The organism is Pseudomonas sp. GD03903, assembly GCF_029840045.1.
In the GTDB taxonomy this organism is placed as follows: domain Bacteria; phylum Pseudomonadota; class Gammaproteobacteria; order Pseudomonadales; family Pseudomonadaceae; genus Pseudomonas; species Pseudomonas pseudonitroreducens.
Genome location: NZ_JAOCBT010000003.1, coordinates 170,602 through 190,812 on the forward strand (window position 1 = coordinate 170,602; position 20,211 = coordinate 190,812).

Genomic DNA, 20,211 nt, shown 5'->3' on the forward strand with positions numbered 1-20,211 from the left:
GCTGCCGCAGTGTCTGGATAGCGCCTTTGCAGGAGTCACCGCTGCGCCGGGCTGTGCCGGCGTCGAGGGAGGTGATTGCCCCCACTATAGGTCGCGCAAGGCGTCACGCAAGCGAGTTCAGCAGCTCTCGCTTATGGGGAAACATTCGCCAGACACTGCCAGAGGCAACTGTCAGTTCCGTGACAGTCGATATCCCGCCGCGCTGACTAGACTGCGCCATCGAACAACAACGAAGAGGCTACCGACCATGCACGCCGCTCATCCGCTGCCCACCGTGAACGTCAAGGACCAGGTCTCCGCCGCCGAATGGCAGACCCGCGTCGACCTCGCCGCCTGTTACCGACTGATCGCCCTGCAGGGCTGGGACGACCTGATCTTCACCCATATCTCGGCCAAGGTCCCCGGCACCGAGGACTTCCTGATCAACCCCTACGGCATGATGTTCCACGAGATCACCGCGTCGAGCCTGGTGAAGGTGGATGCCTCGGGCAAGAAGCTGATGGACAGCCCTTACGACATCAACCCGGCCGGCTACACCATCCACAGCGCCATCCACGATGTCCGTCACGACGTCGCCTGCGTCCTGCACACCCACACCGCCGCCGGTATCGCGGTGTCGGCGCAGAAGCAGGGCCTGCTGCCGATCTCCCAGCAGTCGTTGTTCGTCCTCTCCAGCCTGGCCTATCACGGCTACGAGGGCGTGGCGCTGAACCATGACGAGAAGGCGCGCCTGCAGGCTGACCTGGGCGAAGCCAACTTCATGATCCTGCCCAACCATGGCCTGCTGACCTGCTCCGCGACCATCGCCGACACCTTCCTGATGATGTTCACCCTGCAGCGCGCCTGTGAGATCCAGGTGCTGGCCCAGGGCGGCGGCGCTGAGCTGATCATGATTCCGCAGCAGATCCTCGATGGCGCCCGTGCCATGGCCGCTGCCGTGACCAAGAGCAAGCAGGGCATGGGCGGTGCGCTGGCGTGGCCGGCGCTGCTGCGCAAGCTTGACCTGCAGAACCCCGGCTACCGCGATTGATGGCGCAGGCCGGCATCGCCCTGCGCGACTGGCGCGCGCAGGGCAGCGACTTCACCTTCCGTGGGCACGCCATACGCTACTGGAGCGCCGGCAGCGGTGCTCCGCTGTTGTTGATCCACGGATTCCCCACGGCATCCTGGGACTGGCATTTGCTCTGGCAGCCACTGGCCGAGCGCTACCGGGTTATCGCCTGCGACATGCTCGGCTTCGGCGACTCTGCCAAACCCAGGGGCCACGATTACCGCATCCTCGAACAGGCCGACCTGCAGCAGGTGTTGCTGGAGCACCTGGGCGTGCGCGAGCCGGTCCACCTGCTGGTGCACGACTACGGCAACAGCGTCGGCCAGGAGCTGCTGGCGCGGCACGAGGAGGGCGCTTTCAAGCTGGCTTCGCTGGCCTTCCTCAATGGCGGGCTGTTCCCTGAGACCCATCGCGCGGTGCTCTCGCAGAAGCTGCTGCTCAGCCCGCTCGGTTCGCTGTTCGGCCGGTTGTTCGACCGCCGGCGCCTGGCGCAGAACTTCGCCAAGGTATTCGGTCCGCAGACCCAGCCCTCCGAAGCGGAGCTCGATGCGTTCTGGGAGCTGATCCGCCACAACGACGGGCCGCGCGTCATGCACCGGCTGATCCACTACATCCTCGACCGTCGCCAGCACCGTGAGCGCTGGGTCGCTGCGATGCAGCGCACGGCAGTGCCGCTGCGCCTGATCGATGGCCCGGAGGACCCCATCTCCGGCGCGCACATGGTGGTGCGCTACCGCGAGTTGATTCCGCGGCCGGACACCGTCGAACTGCCTGGCATCGGCCACTACCCGCAGGTCGAGGCACCGGAGCAGGTGCTACGGCACTACCTGGCATTCCGACAGGAACGAGCGCCATAGGTACGGACCGATCTGTCTGCAAATTAGGAACTGGCTGATAGATCGGCTCTGAGTGGCAGCGGTAGCTTCCCCGGTTTTGTTCTGCCAGAGGTCGCCGCCATGTCACTCAGAGCCGTCATTCCCGTCCGCCAGCCGCAGGGTTCGCTGCTGTATCGGGCGCTGCTGCACCTGCGCCGGGATTTCGTCTTCGTGGCCATTCCCGTGCTGCTGGTGCTGTTTGGCGCCTGCGGAGCCGGTGGCTACTACGCCTGGCTCACGCAGGACTGGGTGCCCGCCGCCCTGGGCGGTCTGGCACTGTTGCCGGCCTTCGGCCTCATGCTGTTCTGGAGCGAGTACGACTGGTGGCTGTTCAAGCTCGGCCCGCGCGATGACCTGAACATGCCGATGCGCTGACGGATCATCCCCTGGCCTTATCGAGCACCATTCAGCCTTGGTCGTCTTGGTTGTGACCGGATCGTGACTGCCGGACACTCCAGAAAAAATCATCCTGCCTGGAGCCCCAATCATGAGTGATGCCCTGCGTTTCGACGGAAAAGTCGTGATCGTAACCGGAGCCGGCGGCGGTATCGGCCGCGCCCATGCCCTGCTGTTCGCCAAGCACGGCGCCAAGGTAGTGGTGAACGACCTGGGTGGCAGCACTCACGGTGAAGGCGCCAACGCCTCGGCGGCCGACCGTGTGGTCGCCGAAATCCGCGAGGCCGGTGGCACCGCGATTGCCAACCACGACTCGGTGACCGACGGCGAGAAGATTGTCCGTCAGGCAGTCGAGGAATTCGGCCGTATCGATGTGGTGGTGAACAACGCCGGCATCCTGCGCGACAAGACCTTCCACAAGATGGACGATGCCGACTGGGACCTGGTCTACAAGGTCCACGTCGAAGGCGCCTACAAGGTGACCCGTGCGGCCTGGCCGTTCATGCGCGAGCAGGGCTACGGCCGGGTGATCTTCACCTCGTCCACCTCCGGCATCTACGGCAACTTCGGCCAGAGCAACTACGGCATGGCCAAGCTGGGCCTCTACGGCCTGACCCGCAACCTGGCCATCGAAGGGCGCAAGAACAATATCTTCGTCAACGCCATCGCCCCCACTGGCGGCACCCGCATGACCGAGGGCCTGATCCCGCCGCAGGTGTTCGAGGCGCTCAAGCCGGAACTGGTCAGCCCGCTGGTGGTGTACCTGGGCAGCGAGGCCTGTCAGGAAACCTCCGGCCTGTTCGAAGTGGGCGGTGGCTGGATCGGCAAGGTGCGCTGGGAGCGCAGCCTGGGCGTGGGCTTCGATCCGCGCGAGGGGTTCAGCGTCGAAGACGTGGCCGCCAACTTCGCGCAGATCTGCGACTTCGAGAATGCGGTGCATCCCAAGGACAACGTCGAGGCTCTGCGCGAGATGATGGCCAACCTGCAGAAATACGCCGGTTGATCCTGCCAGCCTGACCGGCGGAACGGCCAGCGGGGCTGTTCCACGGCGGTGAACGCAGTAAGGTGAAAGGGCCGGCTCAATGCCGGCCCTTCGCTTTTCAGCTTCCAGGCCCGAGGAGTTCGCGATGAGCGTGATAATCCAGAAGAACGGTGCGGTGACCACCCTGGTCATCGCCCGCCCTGCGGTGCGTAACGCCGTGGACCTGCCGACCGCCCAGGCGCTGGCCGATGCCCTGCGCGAATTCGAGCAGGACGAGGAGGCCCGTGTCGCGGTGTTGACCGGCGCCGGCGGGACTTTTTGCGCTGGCGCCGATCTCGCGGCGCTGGCCGAAGACGGCGAGCGGCGCAATCGCCTGGAAACCGAAGGCGACGCGCCGATGGGGCCGAGCCGGATGCAGTTGTCCAAGCCGCTGATCGCCGCCATCGAGGGCTACGCCGTGGCTGGGGGGCTGGAGCTGGCGTTGCTGGCGGACCTGCGGGTAATGGCCGAGGACGCGGTATGCGGAGTGTTCTGCCGGCGCTTCGGTGTGCCGCTGATTGACGGTGGCACCGTGCGTTTGCCGCGCATTGTCGGCCAGGGGCGGGCGCTGGACCTGATTCTTACCGGCCGCCCAGTGGGCGCCCAGGAAGCCTTCGCCATGGGCCTGGCCAACCGCGTGGTGGCCAGCGGCACGGCGCTGGAAGCGGCGGAAGAACTGGCGCGGGAGATTGCCGAGTTTCCTCAGCGCTGCATGCTCGCCGACCGGGCGAGCGTGTTCGCCCAGTGGGAACTGTCATTCGATGTGGCGCTGGCCAACGAGTTCCAGGGCGGGATGGCAGTGATCGAGAGTGGCGAGACGGTGAAAGGAGCGAAGCGTTTTGCCGGTGGGCAAGGGCGGCACGGGGAGTTCTGATACGGATGCTGACTGTAGGAGCGAGCTTGCTCGCGAACCCGGTCAGCGTTGGCGCTGCCGGTAAATCCGTTCGCGAGCAAGCTCGCTCCTACAGGTGGGGTGCAGGGCGGGGCGATCGCTCTCCCTGCTTCTCGATCAATCGCGCTCGATGATCACGTAGGTCTTGCGCGTGGTTTCCTGGATGTCCCAGATGCCCAGGCTGTTCTGCGGCAGCAGGAAGGCGTCGCCGGCCTGGAAGGCGATCGGCTCGCCGCCGTCCGGGGTGAAGGTGCCGCGGCCGGAGATGAAGTGGCAGAACTCCTGCTCGACGATCTGCCGGCGCCAGCGGCCGGGGGTGCATTCCCAGATGCCGGTCTCGACGCCGTCGGGACGCTCGATGGATTCCACGCGAGTCTCGGAAATCGGCTCGCCCAGGGGCACGGCCACCGGGTTGGCTTCACCGAGTTCGGCGTGCAGGGTGTTCTTCAGGTGGGTCAGTTTCATACGGGGCTCCAGTGGGGGCTCGTTGTTCAGAGGAAAATCGGCGCTTCAGCCGACCTTCCAGGTCATCAGGTTTTCCATGCTGGCGGCGACCTTCTCCGCCAAGCGGCGGCGCCAGGGCGCGCTGTTCGGGTTGGCCAGCACATCGTCCTCATGCACGAAGCTGCGGATGATGGCGTTGTAGCCCAGCCAGCGGCAGGGTTCCGGTTCCCAGCCGCGCAGGCCGTCCTGCACGCTGCGATCGTTGATGACCCAGGGCTGGCGGGTGAGGGCGCTGTCCTGGCCGAGGATCAGGTCGGCCAGCGTGCGGCCGCCCAGGTTGGTAGCGCCGACGCCTTCACCGCCGTAGCCGCCGGCGAGGGCGATGCCGTTGCGGCGGTCGACCAGCATGTGCGGGTGGAAGCGCCGCGACATGCCCAGGTTGCCGCCCCAGGTGTGGGTGATGCGCACGTCCTTCAATTGCGGGAACAGTTCGCTGAACAGGTAGCGGCGCAGCTCCACTTCATCATCGGTCAGGCTGAAGTCGTTGCGCAGCTTGCCGCCGAAGCGGTAGCCGCCACGGGCGCCGAACGCCAGGCGGTTATCCGGGGTGCGCTGGCCGTAGGTGACCTGGCGGCTGAATTCGCTGAACGCCTGGCCCTTGTCCAGGCCGATCTCCGCCCAGACCGATTCGGGCAGCGGCTCGGTGGCCACCAGCAGGCTCTGCACCGGTAGCTGGTAGTTGCCCAGCGGCGGCAGGTCGGCGGCATAGCCTTCGATGGCCGGCACCACCCATTGCGCTTTCAGTTCGCCCTGTTCGGTGCGCAGCAGACCCGGTGCCCAGTGGGTGACCCGGCTCTTTTCGAAGATCGGCGTGCCCTGGCGCTCGACCGCACGGGCCAGGCCGCGAACCAGCTTGGCCGGATCGATGGTGGCGCAGTGCGGGGTGTGGATGGCGCCCAGCGCACTGGGAATGCGCAGTTGTTCGGCCAGTTCGCTCTTGCTCAGCCAGCGGTAGTCGTCCTCGGTCAGGCCTTCGCTGTGCAGGTGCTTGAGGTAATCGCGCAGGCGGGTTTCCTGCTCCGGGTAGCGCGCGGCGGTGTAGAGCACGCCAGCCTTGCGGTAGTCGCAATCGATGCCTTCGCGATCGAGCACGCGGGCCACTTCATCGGGGATGTCGTGCAGCAGGTCGTAGGACGCGCGGCGCTGCTCGGGCGACAGGCCGGCAAGCAGGCGGTCTTCGCCGAGCATGTTGCCCATCAGCCAGCCGCCGTTGCGACCGGAGGCGCCGAAGCCGGCGGTTTCTGCCTCGACGATGGCGATCTTCAGCTGCGGTGCGCGCAGCTTCAGGTAGTAGGCGGTCCACAGGCCGGTGTAACCGGCGCCGGCGATGGCCACATCGACGTCCAGGGTGCCCTGCAGGGATGACCGCGGGACGAGATCATCGTCCAGTTGGTTCATCCACAGACTGATATGACGCCATGCCGACATAGACGACTCCAAAAGGAAGAAGGGGGAATGTCGGCAAGCCTAGATTTGGCGCGGGGTTCTGTCGTGCGCGCGGGTACGCGAGGATTGCTCGCGTACCCGCCGGCAGGGGCGGGTCAGGCCGGTTCCTGCTCTTCGCGCAGGCGCTTCAGGTACTCGCGGGGGGACTGGCCGGTCTGCTGGCGGAAGCAGCGGTAGAAGGCCGAGAGCGAGTTGAAGCCGGCGGAGAACGCCAGCTCGTCGATGCGTGAGGGCAGCGGCGGGCGCAGCTGGCTGAGCAGGTGGGTCAGGCGCGTCTGGTTGACGTACTGGTAGAAGCTCAGGCCCATCACCTGGTTGAGCAGGTAGGAAATCTGGTTGCGGGTGTAGCCCGTGGCGGTGGCCACCTGGGTCAGGTCCAGGTCCGGCGCCAGGTATGGCTGGCTCTTGCTGAAATAGTCTTCCAGGTCGCTGGCCAACTGGCTGAGCTGCCGCGGCGAGAGGCCCAGGCGGCTGGTGGCCGGTCGCGGGTCGATGGCCTGCGGGCGGTTTTCGCTGCCTTCGCGCACGACCGAGGCGTACTCGTTGATGCGCCAGATCAGCCCGTCGCGCACGGTGATCGCTTCGCTGGAGTGGAAGGTTGCCAGGCGGCCGCTGAGGGTTACCGCGATACGGTACTGGATGAACGCGGTGTCGCCGTCCACGCGGATGCGGTCGATGTGGTCGAGGAACTCTTCCGGGCGGCTGGGCATGGTGCCCTGCACGTAGTCGCGCAGGTCGGTATAGCCCAGCGTGCGGTTCTGGAAGAAGTCGTTGTACTGCACCTGCGGGTGATACAGCGCGAGCACCGCTTCGAGGTCGCGGTGCTTCCAGCACTGGTGGTAGCGCAACACGACCTCGCGGGTCTGCTCGGTCAGGTGGCTGTCGGTCGGGCGTTGGTCGATGGCATGCATAGGGGGCTAAGGATGCCCCAGACCGCGCTTCTCGGGTAGTGGCAAAGCAGTTGTCAGGCGCACGGCACTATCCATCGTCTCGATGATCCGTCATCGCCTGCACCAATATCGCCCGCCAGAGCCCATGGCAGAGGGGGGATTCACTCTTTCGGGCGACACGCCAAATACCACCTTGGAGCGCTTACTCCCCGTCAGGTCGCTCAGTAGGGTAAGGCCACCTAGACACCGTCAGGAGAGCCGCATGACAACAAAAACAAGGCGCGGATTCTTCCAACCGCAACTTCTCGCCACTGCTGTCGCCCTGGGATGCGCCACCCAGGCTCAGGCAATCAACTTCAACATCGGGGAGATCGAAGGGCAGTTCGATTCCAGTCTGTCCGTGGGGGCCAGCTGGAGTACCCAGAGTCCGAAGGAAGATCTGATCGGTGCCGCCAACGGCGGCCACGGCATGACCCAGACCAACGACGATGGCCGGCAGAACTTCCGCAAGGGCCACACCTTCTCGAAGATCTTCAAGGGTATTCACGACCTCGAGCTGAAGTACGGGGACTTCGGCGTATTCACCCGGGGCAAGTACTGGTATGACTTCCGCCTGAAGGACGAAAGCGTTGCCTTCAAGGACCTGTCCGACGACGGCCGCAAGGAAGGCGCCAAGTCTTCCGGCGCGCAACTGCTCGATGCCTTCGGCTACTACAACTACTCCATCGCCGACCTGCCGGGCACCGTGCGCCTGGGCAAGCAGGTGGTGAGCTGGGGTGAAAGTACCTTCATCGGCAACAGCATCAACACCATCAACCCCATCGACGTCTCCGCCTTCCGCCGCCCTGGTTCGGAAATCAAGGAAGGCCTGATCCCGGTGAACATGGTGTACCTGTCGCAGAGCGTCACCGACGCGCTCTCCGTCGAGGGCTTCTACCAGCTGGAGTGGGACCAGACGGTGCTCGACAACTGCGGCACGTTCTTCTCCACCACCGACGTCGCCGCCGATGGTTGCAACACCAACTACAACATCCTCGACCCGGCCACGATCAATACGCTGAACTCCCCGGGGATCCACTCGCTGCTCGACTCCATGGGCGTTACCGTCACCCAGGAGGGCCTGATGGTGCCGCGCGGCGCAGACCGCGACGCCCGTGATTCCGGCCAGTGGGGCCTGGCCCTGCGCTGGCTGGGCGACGATGTGGAATATGGCGCCTACGCCATGAACTACCACAGCCGCACGCCCATCGTGAGCATGCAGAACGCCGGCCGCTCCGACATCATCAATGCCCTGCGCGTGTCGGCGCTGGCGCAGCCGATCCTGCTGGGGCGCGGCAGCTACTTCCTCGAGTACCCCGAGGACATCCGCCTGTACGGCCTGAGCTTCTCCACCACCCTGCCCACCGGCACCGCGTGGAACGGCGAGATCAGCTACCGGCCGAACATGCCGCTGCAGCTCAACACCACCGACCTGACCCCGCTGCTCGCCACCACCGTGGCCGGTGGGTTCGCCAGCGGTGGCGTGGCCGGCGCGCTGGCCGAGGCCAACCAGGTCAGCCACGGCTATGTGCGCAAGGAAGTGACCCAGGCGCAGACCACCTTCACCCACTTCTTCGACCAGACCATGGGCGCGGACCGCGTCACCCTGGTGGGCGAAGTCGGCGTGACCTACGTCGGCGGCATGAGCAACGAAGTCGGCGAGCGCTACGGTCGCGACTCGGTCTATGGGGTGCCGGAGAACGCCACGGCGCGCAACGAATACGGCAGCGGCGGCTTCTACACCTCGTCGTCCTGGGGTTACCGCGCCCGCGCCATCTGGGACTACAACAACGTCTTCGCCGGGGTGAACCTCAAGCCGAACATCGCCTGGTCCCACGACGTGAACGGCTACGGCCCGGTCTTCAACGAAGGCAGCAAGGCCGCCAGCGTCGGTATCGATGCTGACTACCAGAACACCTACACCGCGAGCCTGAACTACACGAACTTCTTCGGCGGCGACTACAACACCATCGTCGACCGGGACTTCCTCTCGCTCAGCTTCGGCGTGAACTTCTGACCTGCCTGCTCAAGGAATCGACATGAGAACGACAAGAATCCTCCAATGCGGCGCGCTGGCCCTGAGCCTGCTGTCCTGCGGCGTGATGGCCGCGGTGTCCGCCGACGAAGTGGCCAAGCTGGGCACCAGCCTCACGCCCATGGGCTCGCAGAAGGAAGGCAACGCCGACGGCAGCATTCCGGCCTGGACCGGCGGCATTTCCCGCACCGCCGGCAAGCTCGACGCCAAGGGCTTCCTCTCCAACCCGTTCGCCGACGAGAAGCCGCTGTTCACCATCACCGCGCAGAACGCCGACCAGTACAAGGACAAGCTCTCCGCCGGCCAACTGGCGATGTTCAAGCGCTACCCGGATACCTACAGGATTCCGGTGTACAAGACCCACCGTACCTTCGCGCTGCCCGACGACATCTACGCCGCGATCAAGCGCAGCGCCGAATTCGTCCAGCCGATCAACGATGGCAATGGCCTGGAGAACTTCGAGAAGAGTCGCTACTACGCCTTCCCGCTGCCCAAGAACGGCGTGCAGGCGCTGTGGAACCACCTGACCCGCTACCACGGCGGCAACATTTCCCGCTCGGTGGTGCAGGTCGTGCCGCAGACCAACGGCAGCTACACGCCGATCCGTTTCGAGGAATCGATCGCGGTGCCGCAGAACATGGGTGACCAGGATGTCAGCAAGACCGGCAACATCCTCACCTACTTCAAGCAGCAGGTAACGGCCCCGGCGCGCCTCGCCGGTAACGTCCTGCTGGTGCACGAAACCCTGGACCAGGTGAAGGAGCCGCGCCTGGCGTGGATCTACAACGCCGGCCAGCGCCGCGTGCGCCGCGCCCCGCAGGTGGCCTACGACGGCCCGGGCACCGCCTCGGACGGCCTGCGCACCTCGGACAACTACGACATGTTCTCCGGTGCACCGGACCGTTACGACTGGAAACTGGTCGGCAAGCGCGAGATGTACATCCCGTACAACAGCTACCGCCTGAACTCGCCGGAGCTCAAGTACGACGACATCGTCAAACCGGGGCACATCAACCAGGACCTGACCCGTTACGAACTGCACCGCGTGTGGGAAGTGGTCGGTACCCTGAAGTCCGGTGAACGCAACATCTACGGCCAGCGTCACTTCTACCTCGACGAGGACAGCTGGCAGATCGCCGTGTCCGAGCTGTATGACGGCCGTGGCCAGCTGTGGCGCGTTGGCGAAGGCCACGAGATGACCTTCTACACCGAACTCGCCACCGGCTATGCCGCCGAATCGCTGTACGACATCCTCGCCGGCCGCTACGTGACCTTCGGCCTGAACAACGAGGAGAAGCGCGGCTACCAGTTCGGCCAGAAAGCCAGCATGGCCGATTTCACCCCGGCGGCACTGCGCAACACCGGCGTCCGCTGAAGCAACACCCCGCTCCTTGGCCCCGGCATCCCGCGTGGATGCCGGGTTTCTTTTTTTCTGCGCAGCCTCTATTTCGGGCCTGAGGGCGGCTTGCTCTATACCGCCCCATGAATCTGGCTGATGGTCCTTTGCCCACTCCGCCCAGGGGCATAGTCTGGCCCGCAAATGGCCGGAAGAAGCCCATGTCGACAATCGCCCTGCACAGTCTTACAGAGCACGGTGCGGCGCTGCCTCGCCTGCCCCGCCAGCACCTGCCCCGCGAGCGGCTGCATGCCAGCCTCAGCGCCACCGAATGTCGCCTGCGCCTGCTGGTGGCGCCGCCCGGTTGCGGCAAGACGGTGCTGATGAGCGAATGCGCGCGCTTGGCGCCGACCGGTACCCGCGTGGTCTGGCTGGGCCTGGGGGGGCGGCCGCTGGCCCCCGAACAATTCTGCGAACGGCTGGGCGAGGCGCTGGGTGTGCCCTGGTCCGGCGAAGCGGCGCTGGCGGCCTGGCTGGAAAACGCCAGCGAGCCAGTCTGGTTGATGCTCGACGACTATCCCCGTGCGCCCAGCCCGGCCCTCGACGACTGCTTCGACCGCCTGCTCGCCGTGGCCTCGCCGCAGATCGGCTGGTGGCTGGCCAGCCGCCGTCGCCCGGCCTGCAACCTCACCCGTCTGCTGCTCGAAGGCGAGCTGCTGGAACTGGGTGCCAGCAGCCTGGCGCTGAGCCAGTGCGAGCTGGACGTCTATCTGCAGATCGCCGGCCTGGAGTGGCCCCAGGCCCAGCGTCAGGCCCTGCAGGACGCCACCCATGGCTGGTTCGCCGGTGTGCGTCTGCGCCTGCTCAGCCTTGGCAGCGATCCCATTGCGCCCTGCGCCACCCAGGTGGCCGAGACCGGTAACGGCCTGCTGCAGGACTACTTGCAACGCGAAGTCCTGGCGAGCCTGCCGGCCGAACTGGCGGAAACCCTCTGCGGCCTGGCGCAGATCGCCCGCTTCAACCGCGAACTGTGCGATTACCTGTTCGATGAGCCCGGCCTGGGGCTGGATGGCCTGCAGTCCTGGGGCGTGCTGATCGAAGCGGTGGACAACACCCAGCACTGGTTCCAGGTGGCGCCCATGGTTGCCGCAGCGCTGGCGAGCCTGTCGCGCTGGCCGGCGGCGACCCTGCACCGGCGCGCCTGCCAGTGGTTCACCCAGTGCGGGGAAATCCATTCGGCGTTCGAACATTCCCTGTACGCCGAGCAGCCGGATGTTTCCGCCAGCCTGCTGCAACGCCTGACCGAGGAACAACTGCTGCACGGACGCAACGTCGAGCGCGTCTTGCAACTGCGCGAGTCGCTGCCCGCGGAGCTGCTGTGCAGCACCCCGCGCCTGCTCATCCTCAATGCCTGGACCCTGCTGTTCGTTGGCCGCCTGGACGATGTGGAAGCGCTGCTGACCGGCTTCGATCGCTTCCTGCCGATGCCTGGCGAGCACCGTCAGCGTGCCCTGATTGCCCAGTGGCAAGGGCTAAACGGCATGCTCACCCATGCGCGCGGCCTGCCCGGCTCCCGCGAGCAACTGCGCGAGGCGCTGGCGCACCTGCCCGAGGACGCCTGGGCGCAGACCCTGATCTGTCTCTCCGCGTTGACCCAGCAGGCCCAGGCCGAGGGCCGCCTGGCCGAGGCTCGGCTGATCAACCGCGAGGCGCTGCGCCGCGCGCGCCTGCAAGGCAGCACCACCTTCGAAGCGCTGCTGGAGCTGGACCGCGCCCAGTGGCTGGAGCAGCGCGGCGAACTGCAGCGTGCCGATGCATTGCTGGCGCGGGTGCAGGAATACCTCGACGAGATGCGCATTACCTGCAATGCCATGGCCGGCCGCGTCGCCCTGCGCCGGGGCTGGCTGTGCCTGCGCCAGGGGCGTGACGAGGAGGCCCGCGAACTGTTCATCGCCGGACTGAACGAAACCCGGCGCAGCCACGACCCGAGCTCGATCTACGGCTTCACCGGCATGGCCTGGCTCGACGCGCTGGACGGCGACACCGATGGCGCCTTCAGCCGCCTGCTGGAAGTCGAGCGGCTGATGCAGCTGCAACATGTGCCGGAACCGATCTACCGGGGCCCGCTGCTGCTCGCCAGCGGCGCGCTGAATCTGCGCCAGAACCGCGCGGGGCCGGCGCGGGAAGTCCTTCAGCGCGTGGCTTCGCGCTATCGCGCCGACTGCCTGAGCCCACCGGCGGCGGCGCCGGATCAGATCCTGCGGGTGGAACATCACCTGGCGCTGGCGGAGCTCTACGACGGCGACGTGGAGGCCGCCCTGCAGCGCTTGCAGGCGATGCTCCCGGACCTGCTGCGCCAGGGCCGCAACACCCTGGCCTGTGACGTCTGGCTGGCACTGGCCGAGGCACACTTCATCGCCGGCAGCCTGGACGAGGCGCGCTGCGCGCTGGACGAAGGCGTCGCGCTGGCGCAGCGCTTCGGGCTGCTTTCCACTCTGCGCGATACCCAGCGCCGCCAACCCGGCCTGTTCGGCCTGCGTCCGCATGCCGGGGAAATGGCTCCGCACAGCCTGCTGAGCCTGCGCGAACTCTCGGTGCTGGAGTTGATCGCCCGAGGCTGCTCCAACCTGGAGATCGGCGAGCGGCTGTACATCTCCCTGCACACGGTGAAGACCCACGCGCGGCGGATCAACGGCAAGCTTGGTGTGGAGCGGCGCACCCAGGCAGTGGCGCGGGCAAAGGAGCTTGGGCTGCTGAAGGTTTGAGTTGGCGCGCTAGTGCAGCGCCTTGGGCGGCACGCTGATCTCGGCCAGGCGCTGGGCCAGGCGCATCTGCTCGGCGGCATCGTCGCTGAGCAGCATGGCGCGTTCGAGGTCGTAGCGTTCCGCCTGCGGGCAATCCAGCACGTGGTAGAGATCGGCGCGGGCGAGGTGATCGCTGGCGCTGGGAGGCCCGAGTTCCAGTACACGCTGGGCATCCTTCAGGGCCGCCAGCGGCTCCCCGGCAGCCAGGTGCAATTGGCGCAGGTTGCGCGACAGGCGCTGCAGCATGTCGGCGGCGCTGGCGGTGCGCAGGTGCGCGGCGGACAGTTCGACGTTGGCGCCCATCTGGTGTGCCAGCAGGTCGCGGCAGTCGCGGGTGTAGAGGCGGCGGCCGGTGGCGGGGTCGAGCAGGTGGTCGGCGCCGGGCACGCGCAGCAGGAAGCGTCCGGGGAAATTCACCCCGACCAGGGTAATGCCGTTGCGCCGTGCCATTTCCAGGGCGATCAGCGCCAGTGACAGCGGCTGCCCGTGGCGCCGCTGCAGTACCTGCGGGAGCAGGGCGGCGCGGGGATGCAAGGGGTACTCGTCGTCCTCGGCGAAGCCCAGCTCGCTCAGCCGGCGCAGCAGGAACTGCGCGCGCTCCGCATCGCCGCTGCCCTGGGGCAGGGCCACCGCGACCTGGTGCGCGAGCGAGTCGAACAACCGCTGCGCCTGATCCGGAGACAGGTGCGGTTCGTGCTCGGCGGCGATCCACAGGGCCGCCTCGAACAGGGCGGGTGGGTCCTGGGCAAGACAGGCAAGGCAGGCTTGACGCGGGTCCATGGCGTTCTCCGGCTGACCCTGCGGTTGTAACCGGAGCGCCGGGCACTCGTCCAGTGGTGCGGTCGTCGCCCCTGAAGGTGAGATGACAGGCGCTGCCTATACTTGAGAGGGTTCGCTGACAGAACGCTGTCCACCCCCAGCAAGGGAGCGCCGCCATGTTCGACATGATGGAAGCCACCCGGCTCGAGTCGCTGCATCTCTTCCAGGACCCGGCCACGGGACTCAAGGCCATCATCGCCATCCACAATTCACGGCTCGGGCCAGCGCTGGGCGGCTGCCGCTACCTGCCTTACCCCAGCTACGACGCCGCGCTGCGCGATGCCGCCCGCCTGGCCCAGGGCATGAGCTACAAGGCGGCGCTGGCCGGCCTGCGCCAGGGCGGCGGCAAGGCGGTCATCCTGCGCGCACCGCACGTGAACAATCGCGGTGAGCTGTTCGAGGCCTTCGGCCGCTTCATCGACTCCCTCGGCGGCGCCTACATCACAGCGGTGGACAGCGGTACGTCCAGCGCCGATATGGACTGCATCGCCCAGTTCACCCGCCACGTCACCAGTACCACCAGTGGCGGCGATCCCTCTCCGCATACCGCTCTGGGTGTGTTCGCCGGCATCCGCGCCAGCGCCCAGGCGCGCCTGGGCAGCGATGACCTGGATGGTCTGCGTGTGGCGATCCAGGGGCTGGGTAACGTGGGATACGCGCTGGCCGAACATCTGTCGGCGGCGGGCGCGGAATTGCTGGTCAGCGATATCGATGCGGGAAAGGTGCAGCTGGCGGTGGAGCAACTGGGCGCGCGGCCGGTGCCCAACGAGGCACTGCTCACCACGCCGTGCGACATCCTCGCGCCCTGTGGCCTGGGTGGCGTGCTGACGTCACCGGTGGTCGGCCATCTGCGTTGTGCCGCGGTGGCGGGGGCGGCCAACAATCAACTGGCTCACCCCGAGGTGGCCGATGAGCTGGAGGGAAGGGGCATCCTCTATGCGCCGGATTACGTGATCAACTCGGGTGGGCTGATCTACGTCGCCTTGCAGCACCAGGGGCAAGCCCTGCCGATCATCACCGCACACCTGTCGCGCATTGCCGAACGCCTGACCGAAGTCTATGCCCACGCCCAGGCCGATCACCTGTCGCCAGCGCGGGTTGCCGACAAGCTGGCGGAGCGGATTCTCTACGGGGAATATTCGGGCCACTGAGGGCCATTGGAACCCCAGCGCAAAACCGAACCTGCAGGAGCGAGCTTGCTCGCGAACCGGGACTCGCCCGCGGCTCGCCGACGAGCAAGCTCGCTCCTACCGAAACGCTTGCCCATCACGCCTCGGCGGAGGACTCGCTGAAGATCTCGCTCAGCGCATCGGGCTGGTTCTTGAAGGCGCGGGCAAAGGCGTCGCGGTTCCTGGCCATGAAGATGCCGATCTCCTCGAGCTGATCCTCCTTCAGCGAAGGCACCGCCTTCTGCAGCACGTCGGCCAGCGTTTCCGCCAGCTCCAGCATCTTGTCGTGCCGGTCGGCTTCTGCCTTATCCATGAACAGGCGCTCCGGATCGCGGCTGCTGCGGTACACCACTTCGACGGCCATTCATCACCTCTGTGCCTTCTCTTTGATTGGGGAGTTCGAAATAACTGTTTATTTATACAGTAAAACGATTGCGCAGTGCTACTACCGCGGTGTGAATCATTGCCGCAAGCGTAGACGCAGGAGAAGGAGGTGCTTGCATCAGGCCACTATCGGGTGTGGCCCAAAGCAGTGCGCGCGCCCTGTTGGCGCGCGCGATGGAACCACGTGACTGACGCAATGAAACGTCAGTCAGATGGCTCTGTAGGAAGGAGTTCTTGCGAAGAGTGGCTTCAGGACGCGATCGGCAGGCCGTTTTCGCCGCGCGTCATCGCGGCGAGCAGCTGCGGCGCTGTGCCGCCTTGCTCGATGGCGATGCCGAAACGGATGCTCTGGATGAAGCGCTGCAACTGTTCCGGGTCCTGCAACTGGGTGTTGCGGATCAGGCGGCGCGCGGCCACACCGGCCTCGGTGGAGAGGGTCAGGACAATGCTGCCGTCGGGCCGTTCAAGGCTGAAATTGACGCGGTATTGGTCCTGGAAGGCGTCTGTCAGCTTCTGAAAGGGACTTTCCATCACTCATTCTTGCCTGTTTTGTGGCATGCCCCTGAATGGACTCGGGGCTGGCCGAAAAAGTTCGCAGTCATATTCGCGCAGTCGATCTGTGCCATGACTGCGCAAGATCAATGGCGTAGCACTTGCAGGCTTCACGCCAATCAAGCCTTGTGACGCGGAGAACCGACGAATGAAACAGAACTGGGCCGAGCGCCTGAGCGAGCGGATGCACGGCTGTGCCGAGTCTCTGGGCAACCTGCTGGTGGAAGGCTTCCACTACCTGGCGCTGTTCGCCATCGGCGGCACGGTGTTCTGGTCGGCGGCGGTGGCCTTCGGCGAGATGGTCGGCAAGGGACACGCGAGCATCGACGACATCCTGCTGCTGTTCATCTACCTCGAACTGGGCGCCATGGTCGGCATCTACTTCAAGACCAACCACATGCCGGTGCGCTTCCTGATCTATGTGGCGATGACCGCGCTGACCCGCCTGATGATCGCCGACATCCAGCACAACCATGTGCCCGACGACGGCATCATCCTGGTTTCGGTGGCGCTGTTGCTGCTGGCGCTGGCGATCCTGGTGGTGCGCTATGCGTCTTCGCGTTTTCCTTCGCCGAGCTCCACGCAACGGGGCGGCGGCGAACGCGACCTGATCAGCGACGACGAGCGCTGATCGCCCGCGAGCTTTGATCCAGAGCCGCCGTTCAGGCGATGGATGCACTACCATCGGTGCATCCGCCGCCTGAGAAGACGACTCCATGAAGGGATGGAAGCTGTTCGCACCCCTGCTGATCCTGGTGATCATCGCCGTTACCCTGTACCTGCGCCTGCACACCCAGCCGTTGCTGCTGCAGGGTGAAGCAGACGCCACCAATGTCATCGTCGCCTCCAAGGCCAAGGGCCGGGTCGAAGTACTGCATGTGCGGCGTGGCGACGACGTGAAGCAGGGCCAACTGCTGATCACCCTGAGCAGCCCGGAGCTGCAGGCCCAGCTGGACTCACTGCGCGCCGCACGCAACCAGGTGCAGGCCAATCTCGACGAATCTCTCCATGGAACCCGCGAGGAAACCCTGCGCGCCCTGCAGGCCAGCCTGTCCCAGGCCCAGGCTGAATTGCGCAATGCCGAGCTGGAGTACCAGCGCAACGAGGAACTGGCCGGCCGTGGCTTCGTTTCCCAGGCGCAGATGGACCTGTCCCGTCGCGGTCGCGACGTGGCGCGCAACCGCGTCGCCGAGGCCCAGGCCAATCTCGACCAGGGCAACCAGGGCGACCGTGAGGAGCGCCGGCAGGCGCTGCAAGCTGCCGTGCGCCGGGCCGACGCGCAGATTCTCGAACTGCAGGCGCAGACGGATGACCTCAACGTGGTGGCACCGGTGGACGGCGAGGTCGGGCCGATCCCGGCGGAGCAGGGCGAGCTGGTCAACGCCTATAGCCCGTTGCTCACGCTGGTGCGCCTGTCCGACAGTTATTTCGTCTTCAACCTGCGCGAAGACATCCTTGCCGATGTGAAGAAGGGCGATGAAGTAGCGATCCAGGTGCCGGCACTCAAGGGTATCGATGTGCCGGCCATGGTCGCCTACATCGCACCGCTCGGCGACTTCGCCACCAAGCGTGCGACCCGCGCCACCGGTGACTTCGACCTGAAGACCTTCGAGGTGCGCCTGTATCCGGAGCAACCGGTGCCAGGCCTGCGCCCCGGCATGAGCGCGCTGTGGCAGTGGAAGCAATAAGGAGCAATCTGCGGCGTTTCGCCCAGGCCTTCGGCAGCGAAACGCGGGTTGCCCTGCGCAGCTGGACCATTCACTGGCTCGGCTGGCTCTGGCCGCTGCTGCTGTTCGTGGTGATCAGCGGCGTGTACCAGGCAGGAACCTTGCTGGATATGCCGGTGGCCGTGGTCGATGCCGATCACAGCAGCCTGTCGCGGCGCATCGTCCGCGAGCTGGATGCCGGCTCCCACGCCAAGGTCGAGGTGCTTGGCGGTGGCCTGCAGGAAGGCTTGCGCCGCCTGCGCATGGCCGACGACTACGCGCTGCTGTATATCCCCCGCGATTTCGAGGCGGACGCATTGTCCGGCCGCCAGCCGGTTGCCGAGCTCTACTACAACTCGCTGTTCTACTCCGCCGGCTTCTACTCGACCCAGGATTTCAGCGGGCTGATGAGTACGCTCAACGCCGAGCTGCGCCCGCGCCTGGCCGCCGGCATGGACCGGCCCATGCCGGCGCTGGCCAGCGTCGCGGTGTCCTATGAAAGCCTGTTCAATGCCAGTGGCAACTACATCTATTTCCAGCAGTTCGCCGCCATCGTCCACCTGCTGCAGTTGTTCGTGATCGTCGCCACCGTCCATGTGCTGGCGCGCGAGGCTCCTGAGCTGCGCGCCTCCTCGCCGCATATCCTGCGGGCCAAGGCCCTGGGCGCGCGGCTGCTGGGCAAGATGGCGCCCTACACGCTGTTGTTCAGCGCCTTGCTGATGGTCGAGTTGTTCCTGCTGGTGGAGCTCAACGGCGCGCGGATCAATGGCAATCCCTGGTGGATGCTGGCGATCACCGTCTGCTACGTGGCGGCGGCGCAGAGCGTCGGGCTGATGCTGTTCATCTTCACCGCCAACCGCTTCAGCGCCTACTCGCTGATCGGCCTGCTGATCGGTGTGGCGCAGACCTATTCCGGCGTGCTGTTGCCGGAGCTGGCGATGCCGCAGATCGCCCGGATCATTTCCGAGGCCGAGCCGCTGACGCACACGCTGCATGGTCTGTTCGACCAGTTCCTGCGCAGGGCGCCGGCGGAGTCCGGCCTGTACACCTGCTGCAAGCTGCTGCTCTACCCGCTGATCGCCTACATGATCGCCAAGATGCGCCTGCGCCGGCGCCTCGACCTGAGCCCGGGGTAAGGAGCCAGCATGGAGAATTTCTACAACGTTTTTCGCCAGTCCCTGGGCAACATGCTTGGCAAGCCCCTGTGGCTGCTGATGGTGCTGTCGGTGGCGCTGACCACCTTGCCCTACGCGCACCGCACCATGGATGACCTGCCGGTGGCGGTGATCGACATGGATCACAGCGCCGTCTCGCGCGAGCTGATCCGCCTGCTCGACGCCGCACCGAAGATCGCCACGCGCGCCTACGACCAGTTGCCCGCGGCCCAGCACGATCTCGCCTGGCGCGAGCTGTTCGGCATCGTGGTGATTCCCGTGGACTTCGAGAAACGCGTGCTGCGCGGCGAGTCGGTGACCGTGCCGATCTTCGGCGATGCCACCAACCGCATGGCCAACGGGCAGATCCAGCAGGACATCAGCGCCACCTACAGTGAGCTGACGCTGCGCTACAACCGCGAACGGCTGATGCGCGGCGGCTTCTCCGAGGGTCAGTCGAACGTGCTGCTGCAGCCGGCGATCGGCCAACTGACCGACCTGTTCAACCCCGGCACCAGCTTCGCCGCCATCGTCCTGCCGGGGCTGGTGACGCTGATCCTGCAGCACAGCCTGCTGCTCTCCTGCACGCGGGTGAACCTCAACCTGCGTGGCGGCACCCCGCGTTCGCTGCGCCAGCCGGCCTCGACGCGCTTTGGCCGCTATGCCGCGCAATTGCTCATCTGGATGGTGCTGGCGATGCTCTTCTACGTGATCTGGCCGTGGATGATGGGGTACCGGCAGACGGCATCGTTCTTCATGCTGATGGGCCTGGTGCTGCCATTCCTGCTGGCGGTGATCGCCATGAGCGAGTTCATCGCCGAACTGCTGCCCTCCGAGGAGGCGGTCTACCTGACCATGACCTTCATCACCCTGCCGCTGTTCTACATGGCCGGCTTCACCTGGCCGCCACAGGCCATGCCGCAGTGGGTTCAATGGCTGGCCGACGCCATCCCGTCCACCTGGGCGATCCGCGCCGTGGTGGAGATGAACCAGATGAACCTGCCGCTTTCCGCCGTTGCCGACAGGATTCTCATCCTCTTCGCCATGGCGGCGGCCTATGGATTGCTGGGCACACTGATCTACCAGTACCGCAACTGGCGCTGGGACCAGCTCAAGGGCTGGTGAGTCGTTACCTTTG

The 20,211-nt window shown here is 65.9% G+C and carries 19 protein-coding genes; 13 read left to right on the plus strand and 6 right to left on the minus strand.

Going from position 1 to position 20,211, the window contains the following annotated elements:
* The first annotated feature begins 247 nt into the window (after window positions 1-247).
* The 5 genes from N5C91_RS05700 (at window position 248) to N5C91_RS05720 (ending at window position 4,217) form a co-directional block, all read left to right on the plus strand.
* On the plus strand, window positions 248-1,030 hold the full coding sequence (locus N5C91_RS05700; RefSeq protein ID WP_024762699.1) for a class II aldolase/adducin family protein: 783 nt from the start codon (window positions 248-250) through the stop codon (window positions 1,028-1,030).
* On the plus strand, window positions 1,030-1,908 hold the full coding sequence (locus tag N5C91_RS05705; RefSeq protein WP_279828397.1) for an alpha/beta hydrolase: 879 nt from the start codon (window positions 1,030-1,032) through the stop codon (window positions 1,906-1,908). The genes N5C91_RS05700 and N5C91_RS05705 overlap by 1 nt, the downstream gene beginning before the upstream one ends.
* Window positions 1,909-2,007: 99 nt before the next feature.
* Complete coding sequence (locus N5C91_RS05710) at window positions 2,008-2,301, plus strand: hypothetical protein (RefSeq protein ID WP_236172843.1); 294 nt, start codon at window positions 2,008-2,010, stop codon at window positions 2,299-2,301.
* Between the two features lie 112 nt (window positions 2,302-2,413).
* On the plus strand, window positions 2,414-3,325 hold the full coding sequence (locus N5C91_RS05715; RefSeq protein ID WP_236172842.1) for an SDR family oxidoreductase: 912 nt from the start codon (window positions 2,414-2,416) through the stop codon (window positions 3,323-3,325).
* Window positions 3,326-3,449: 124 nt separating this feature from the next.
* Window positions 3,450-4,217 carry a crotonase/enoyl-CoA hydratase family protein gene (locus tag N5C91_RS05720; RefSeq protein ID WP_236172841.1) on the plus strand — a complete coding sequence of 256 codons (768 nt, stop codon included), beginning with the start codon at window positions 3,450-3,452 and terminating at the stop codon, window positions 4,215-4,217.
* Window positions 4,218-4,352: 135 nt separating this feature from the next.
* Here N5C91_RS05720 and N5C91_RS05725 read toward each other — a convergent pair whose 3' ends face one another.
* The 3 genes from N5C91_RS05725 to N5C91_RS05735 form a co-directional block, all read right to left on the minus strand.
* Window positions 4,353-4,700, minus strand: coding sequence for a cupin domain-containing protein (locus tag N5C91_RS05725; RefSeq protein WP_236172840.1), 348 nt, complete (start codon window positions 4,698-4,700; stop codon window positions 4,353-4,355).
* Between the two features lie 45 nt (window positions 4,701-4,745).
* On the minus strand, window positions 4,746-6,167 hold the full coding sequence (locus N5C91_RS05730) for an FAD-binding oxidoreductase (RefSeq protein ID WP_236172839.1): 1,422 nt from the start codon (window positions 6,165-6,167) through the stop codon (window positions 4,746-4,748).
* 113 nt (window positions 6,168-6,280) lie between these two features.
* The gene (locus N5C91_RS05735; RefSeq protein WP_236172838.1) at window positions 6,281-7,096 is read right to left on the minus strand and encodes a nuclear transport factor 2 family protein; all 816 of its coding nucleotides are present in this window, start codon (window positions 7,094-7,096) and stop codon (window positions 6,281-6,283) included.
* A 241-nt stretch (window positions 7,097-7,337) separates the two neighbouring features.
* Between N5C91_RS05735 and N5C91_RS05740 the strand changes: the two genes are divergently transcribed.
* The 3 genes from N5C91_RS05740 to N5C91_RS05750 all read left to right on the plus strand — a co-directional run bounded on the left by N5C91_RS05740 (window position 7,338) and on the right by N5C91_RS05750 (window position 13,250).
* Window positions 7,338-9,131, plus strand: coding sequence for a DUF1302 domain-containing protein (locus tag N5C91_RS05740; RefSeq protein WP_236172837.1), 1,794 nt, complete (start codon window positions 7,338-7,340; stop codon window positions 9,129-9,131).
* 22 nt (window positions 9,132-9,153) lie between these two features.
* Window positions 9,154-10,524 (plus strand): DUF1329 domain-containing protein, encoded by a 1,371-nt coding sequence (locus N5C91_RS05745; RefSeq protein WP_279828401.1) that lies wholly within the window; start codon window positions 9,154-9,156, stop codon window positions 10,522-10,524.
* A gap of 182 nt (window positions 10,525-10,706) precedes the next feature.
* Window positions 10,707-13,250, plus strand: coding sequence for a LuxR C-terminal-related transcriptional regulator (locus N5C91_RS05750; protein WP_279828403.1), 2,544 nt, complete (start codon window positions 10,707-10,709; stop codon window positions 13,248-13,250).
* Window positions 13,251-13,259: 9 nt separating this feature from the next.
* Here the strand turns inward: N5C91_RS05750 and N5C91_RS05755 are convergent, their stop codons facing one another.
* Window positions 13,260-14,069 (minus strand): transglutaminase family protein, encoded by an 810-nt coding sequence (locus N5C91_RS05755; RefSeq protein ID WP_236172834.1) that lies wholly within the window; start codon window positions 14,067-14,069, stop codon window positions 13,260-13,262.
* A gap of 155 nt (window positions 14,070-14,224) precedes the next feature.
* Here N5C91_RS05755 and N5C91_RS05760 point away from each other — a divergent pair, with 155 nt between their 5' ends.
* Complete coding sequence (locus N5C91_RS05760) at window positions 14,225-15,259, plus strand: Glu/Leu/Phe/Val dehydrogenase dimerization domain-containing protein (protein ID WP_236199401.1); 1,035 nt, start codon at window positions 14,225-14,227, stop codon at window positions 15,257-15,259.
* A 115-nt stretch (window positions 15,260-15,374) separates the two neighbouring features.
* Here N5C91_RS05760 and N5C91_RS05765 read toward each other — a convergent pair whose 3' ends face one another.
* Window positions 15,375-15,641 (minus strand): YebG family protein, encoded by a 267-nt coding sequence (locus N5C91_RS05765; RefSeq protein ID WP_236172832.1) that lies wholly within the window; start codon window positions 15,639-15,641, stop codon window positions 15,375-15,377.
* 269 nt (window positions 15,642-15,910) lie between these two features.
* Complete coding sequence (locus N5C91_RS05770; protein ID WP_138216095.1) at window positions 15,911-16,192, minus strand: DUF3509 domain-containing protein; 282 nt, start codon at window positions 16,190-16,192, stop codon at window positions 15,911-15,913.
* 169 nt (window positions 16,193-16,361) lie between these two features.
* On the opposite strand from N5C91_RS05770, the gene N5C91_RS05775 reads away from it, so the two are divergent.
* The 4 genes from N5C91_RS05775 to N5C91_RS05790 all read left to right on the plus strand — a co-directional run bounded on the left by N5C91_RS05775 (window position 16,362) and on the right by N5C91_RS05790 (window position 20,198).
* The gene (locus tag N5C91_RS05775; RefSeq protein ID WP_084358703.1) at window positions 16,362-16,844 is read left to right on the plus strand and encodes a phosphate-starvation-inducible protein PsiE; all 483 of its coding nucleotides are present in this window, start codon (window positions 16,362-16,364) and stop codon (window positions 16,842-16,844) included.
* An 85-nt stretch (window positions 16,845-16,929) separates the two neighbouring features.
* Window positions 16,930-17,901: an efflux RND transporter periplasmic adaptor subunit gene (locus tag N5C91_RS05780; RefSeq protein ID WP_279828413.1), complete on the plus strand. Its 972-nt coding sequence runs from the start codon at window positions 16,930-16,932 to the stop codon at window positions 17,899-17,901.
* Window positions 17,883-19,055 (plus strand): ABC transporter permease, encoded by a 1,173-nt coding sequence (locus tag N5C91_RS05785; RefSeq protein WP_279828414.1) that lies wholly within the window; start codon window positions 17,883-17,885, stop codon window positions 19,053-19,055. Before N5C91_RS05780 ends, N5C91_RS05785 begins: the two co-directional genes overlap by 19 nt.
* A 9-nt stretch (window positions 19,056-19,064) precedes the next feature.
* Window positions 19,065-20,198, plus strand: a complete 1,134-nt coding sequence (locus tag N5C91_RS05790; protein WP_236172828.1) for an ABC transporter permease — start codon at window positions 19,065-19,067, stop codon at window positions 20,196-20,198.
* Window positions 20,199-20,211: the final 13 nt, after the last annotated feature.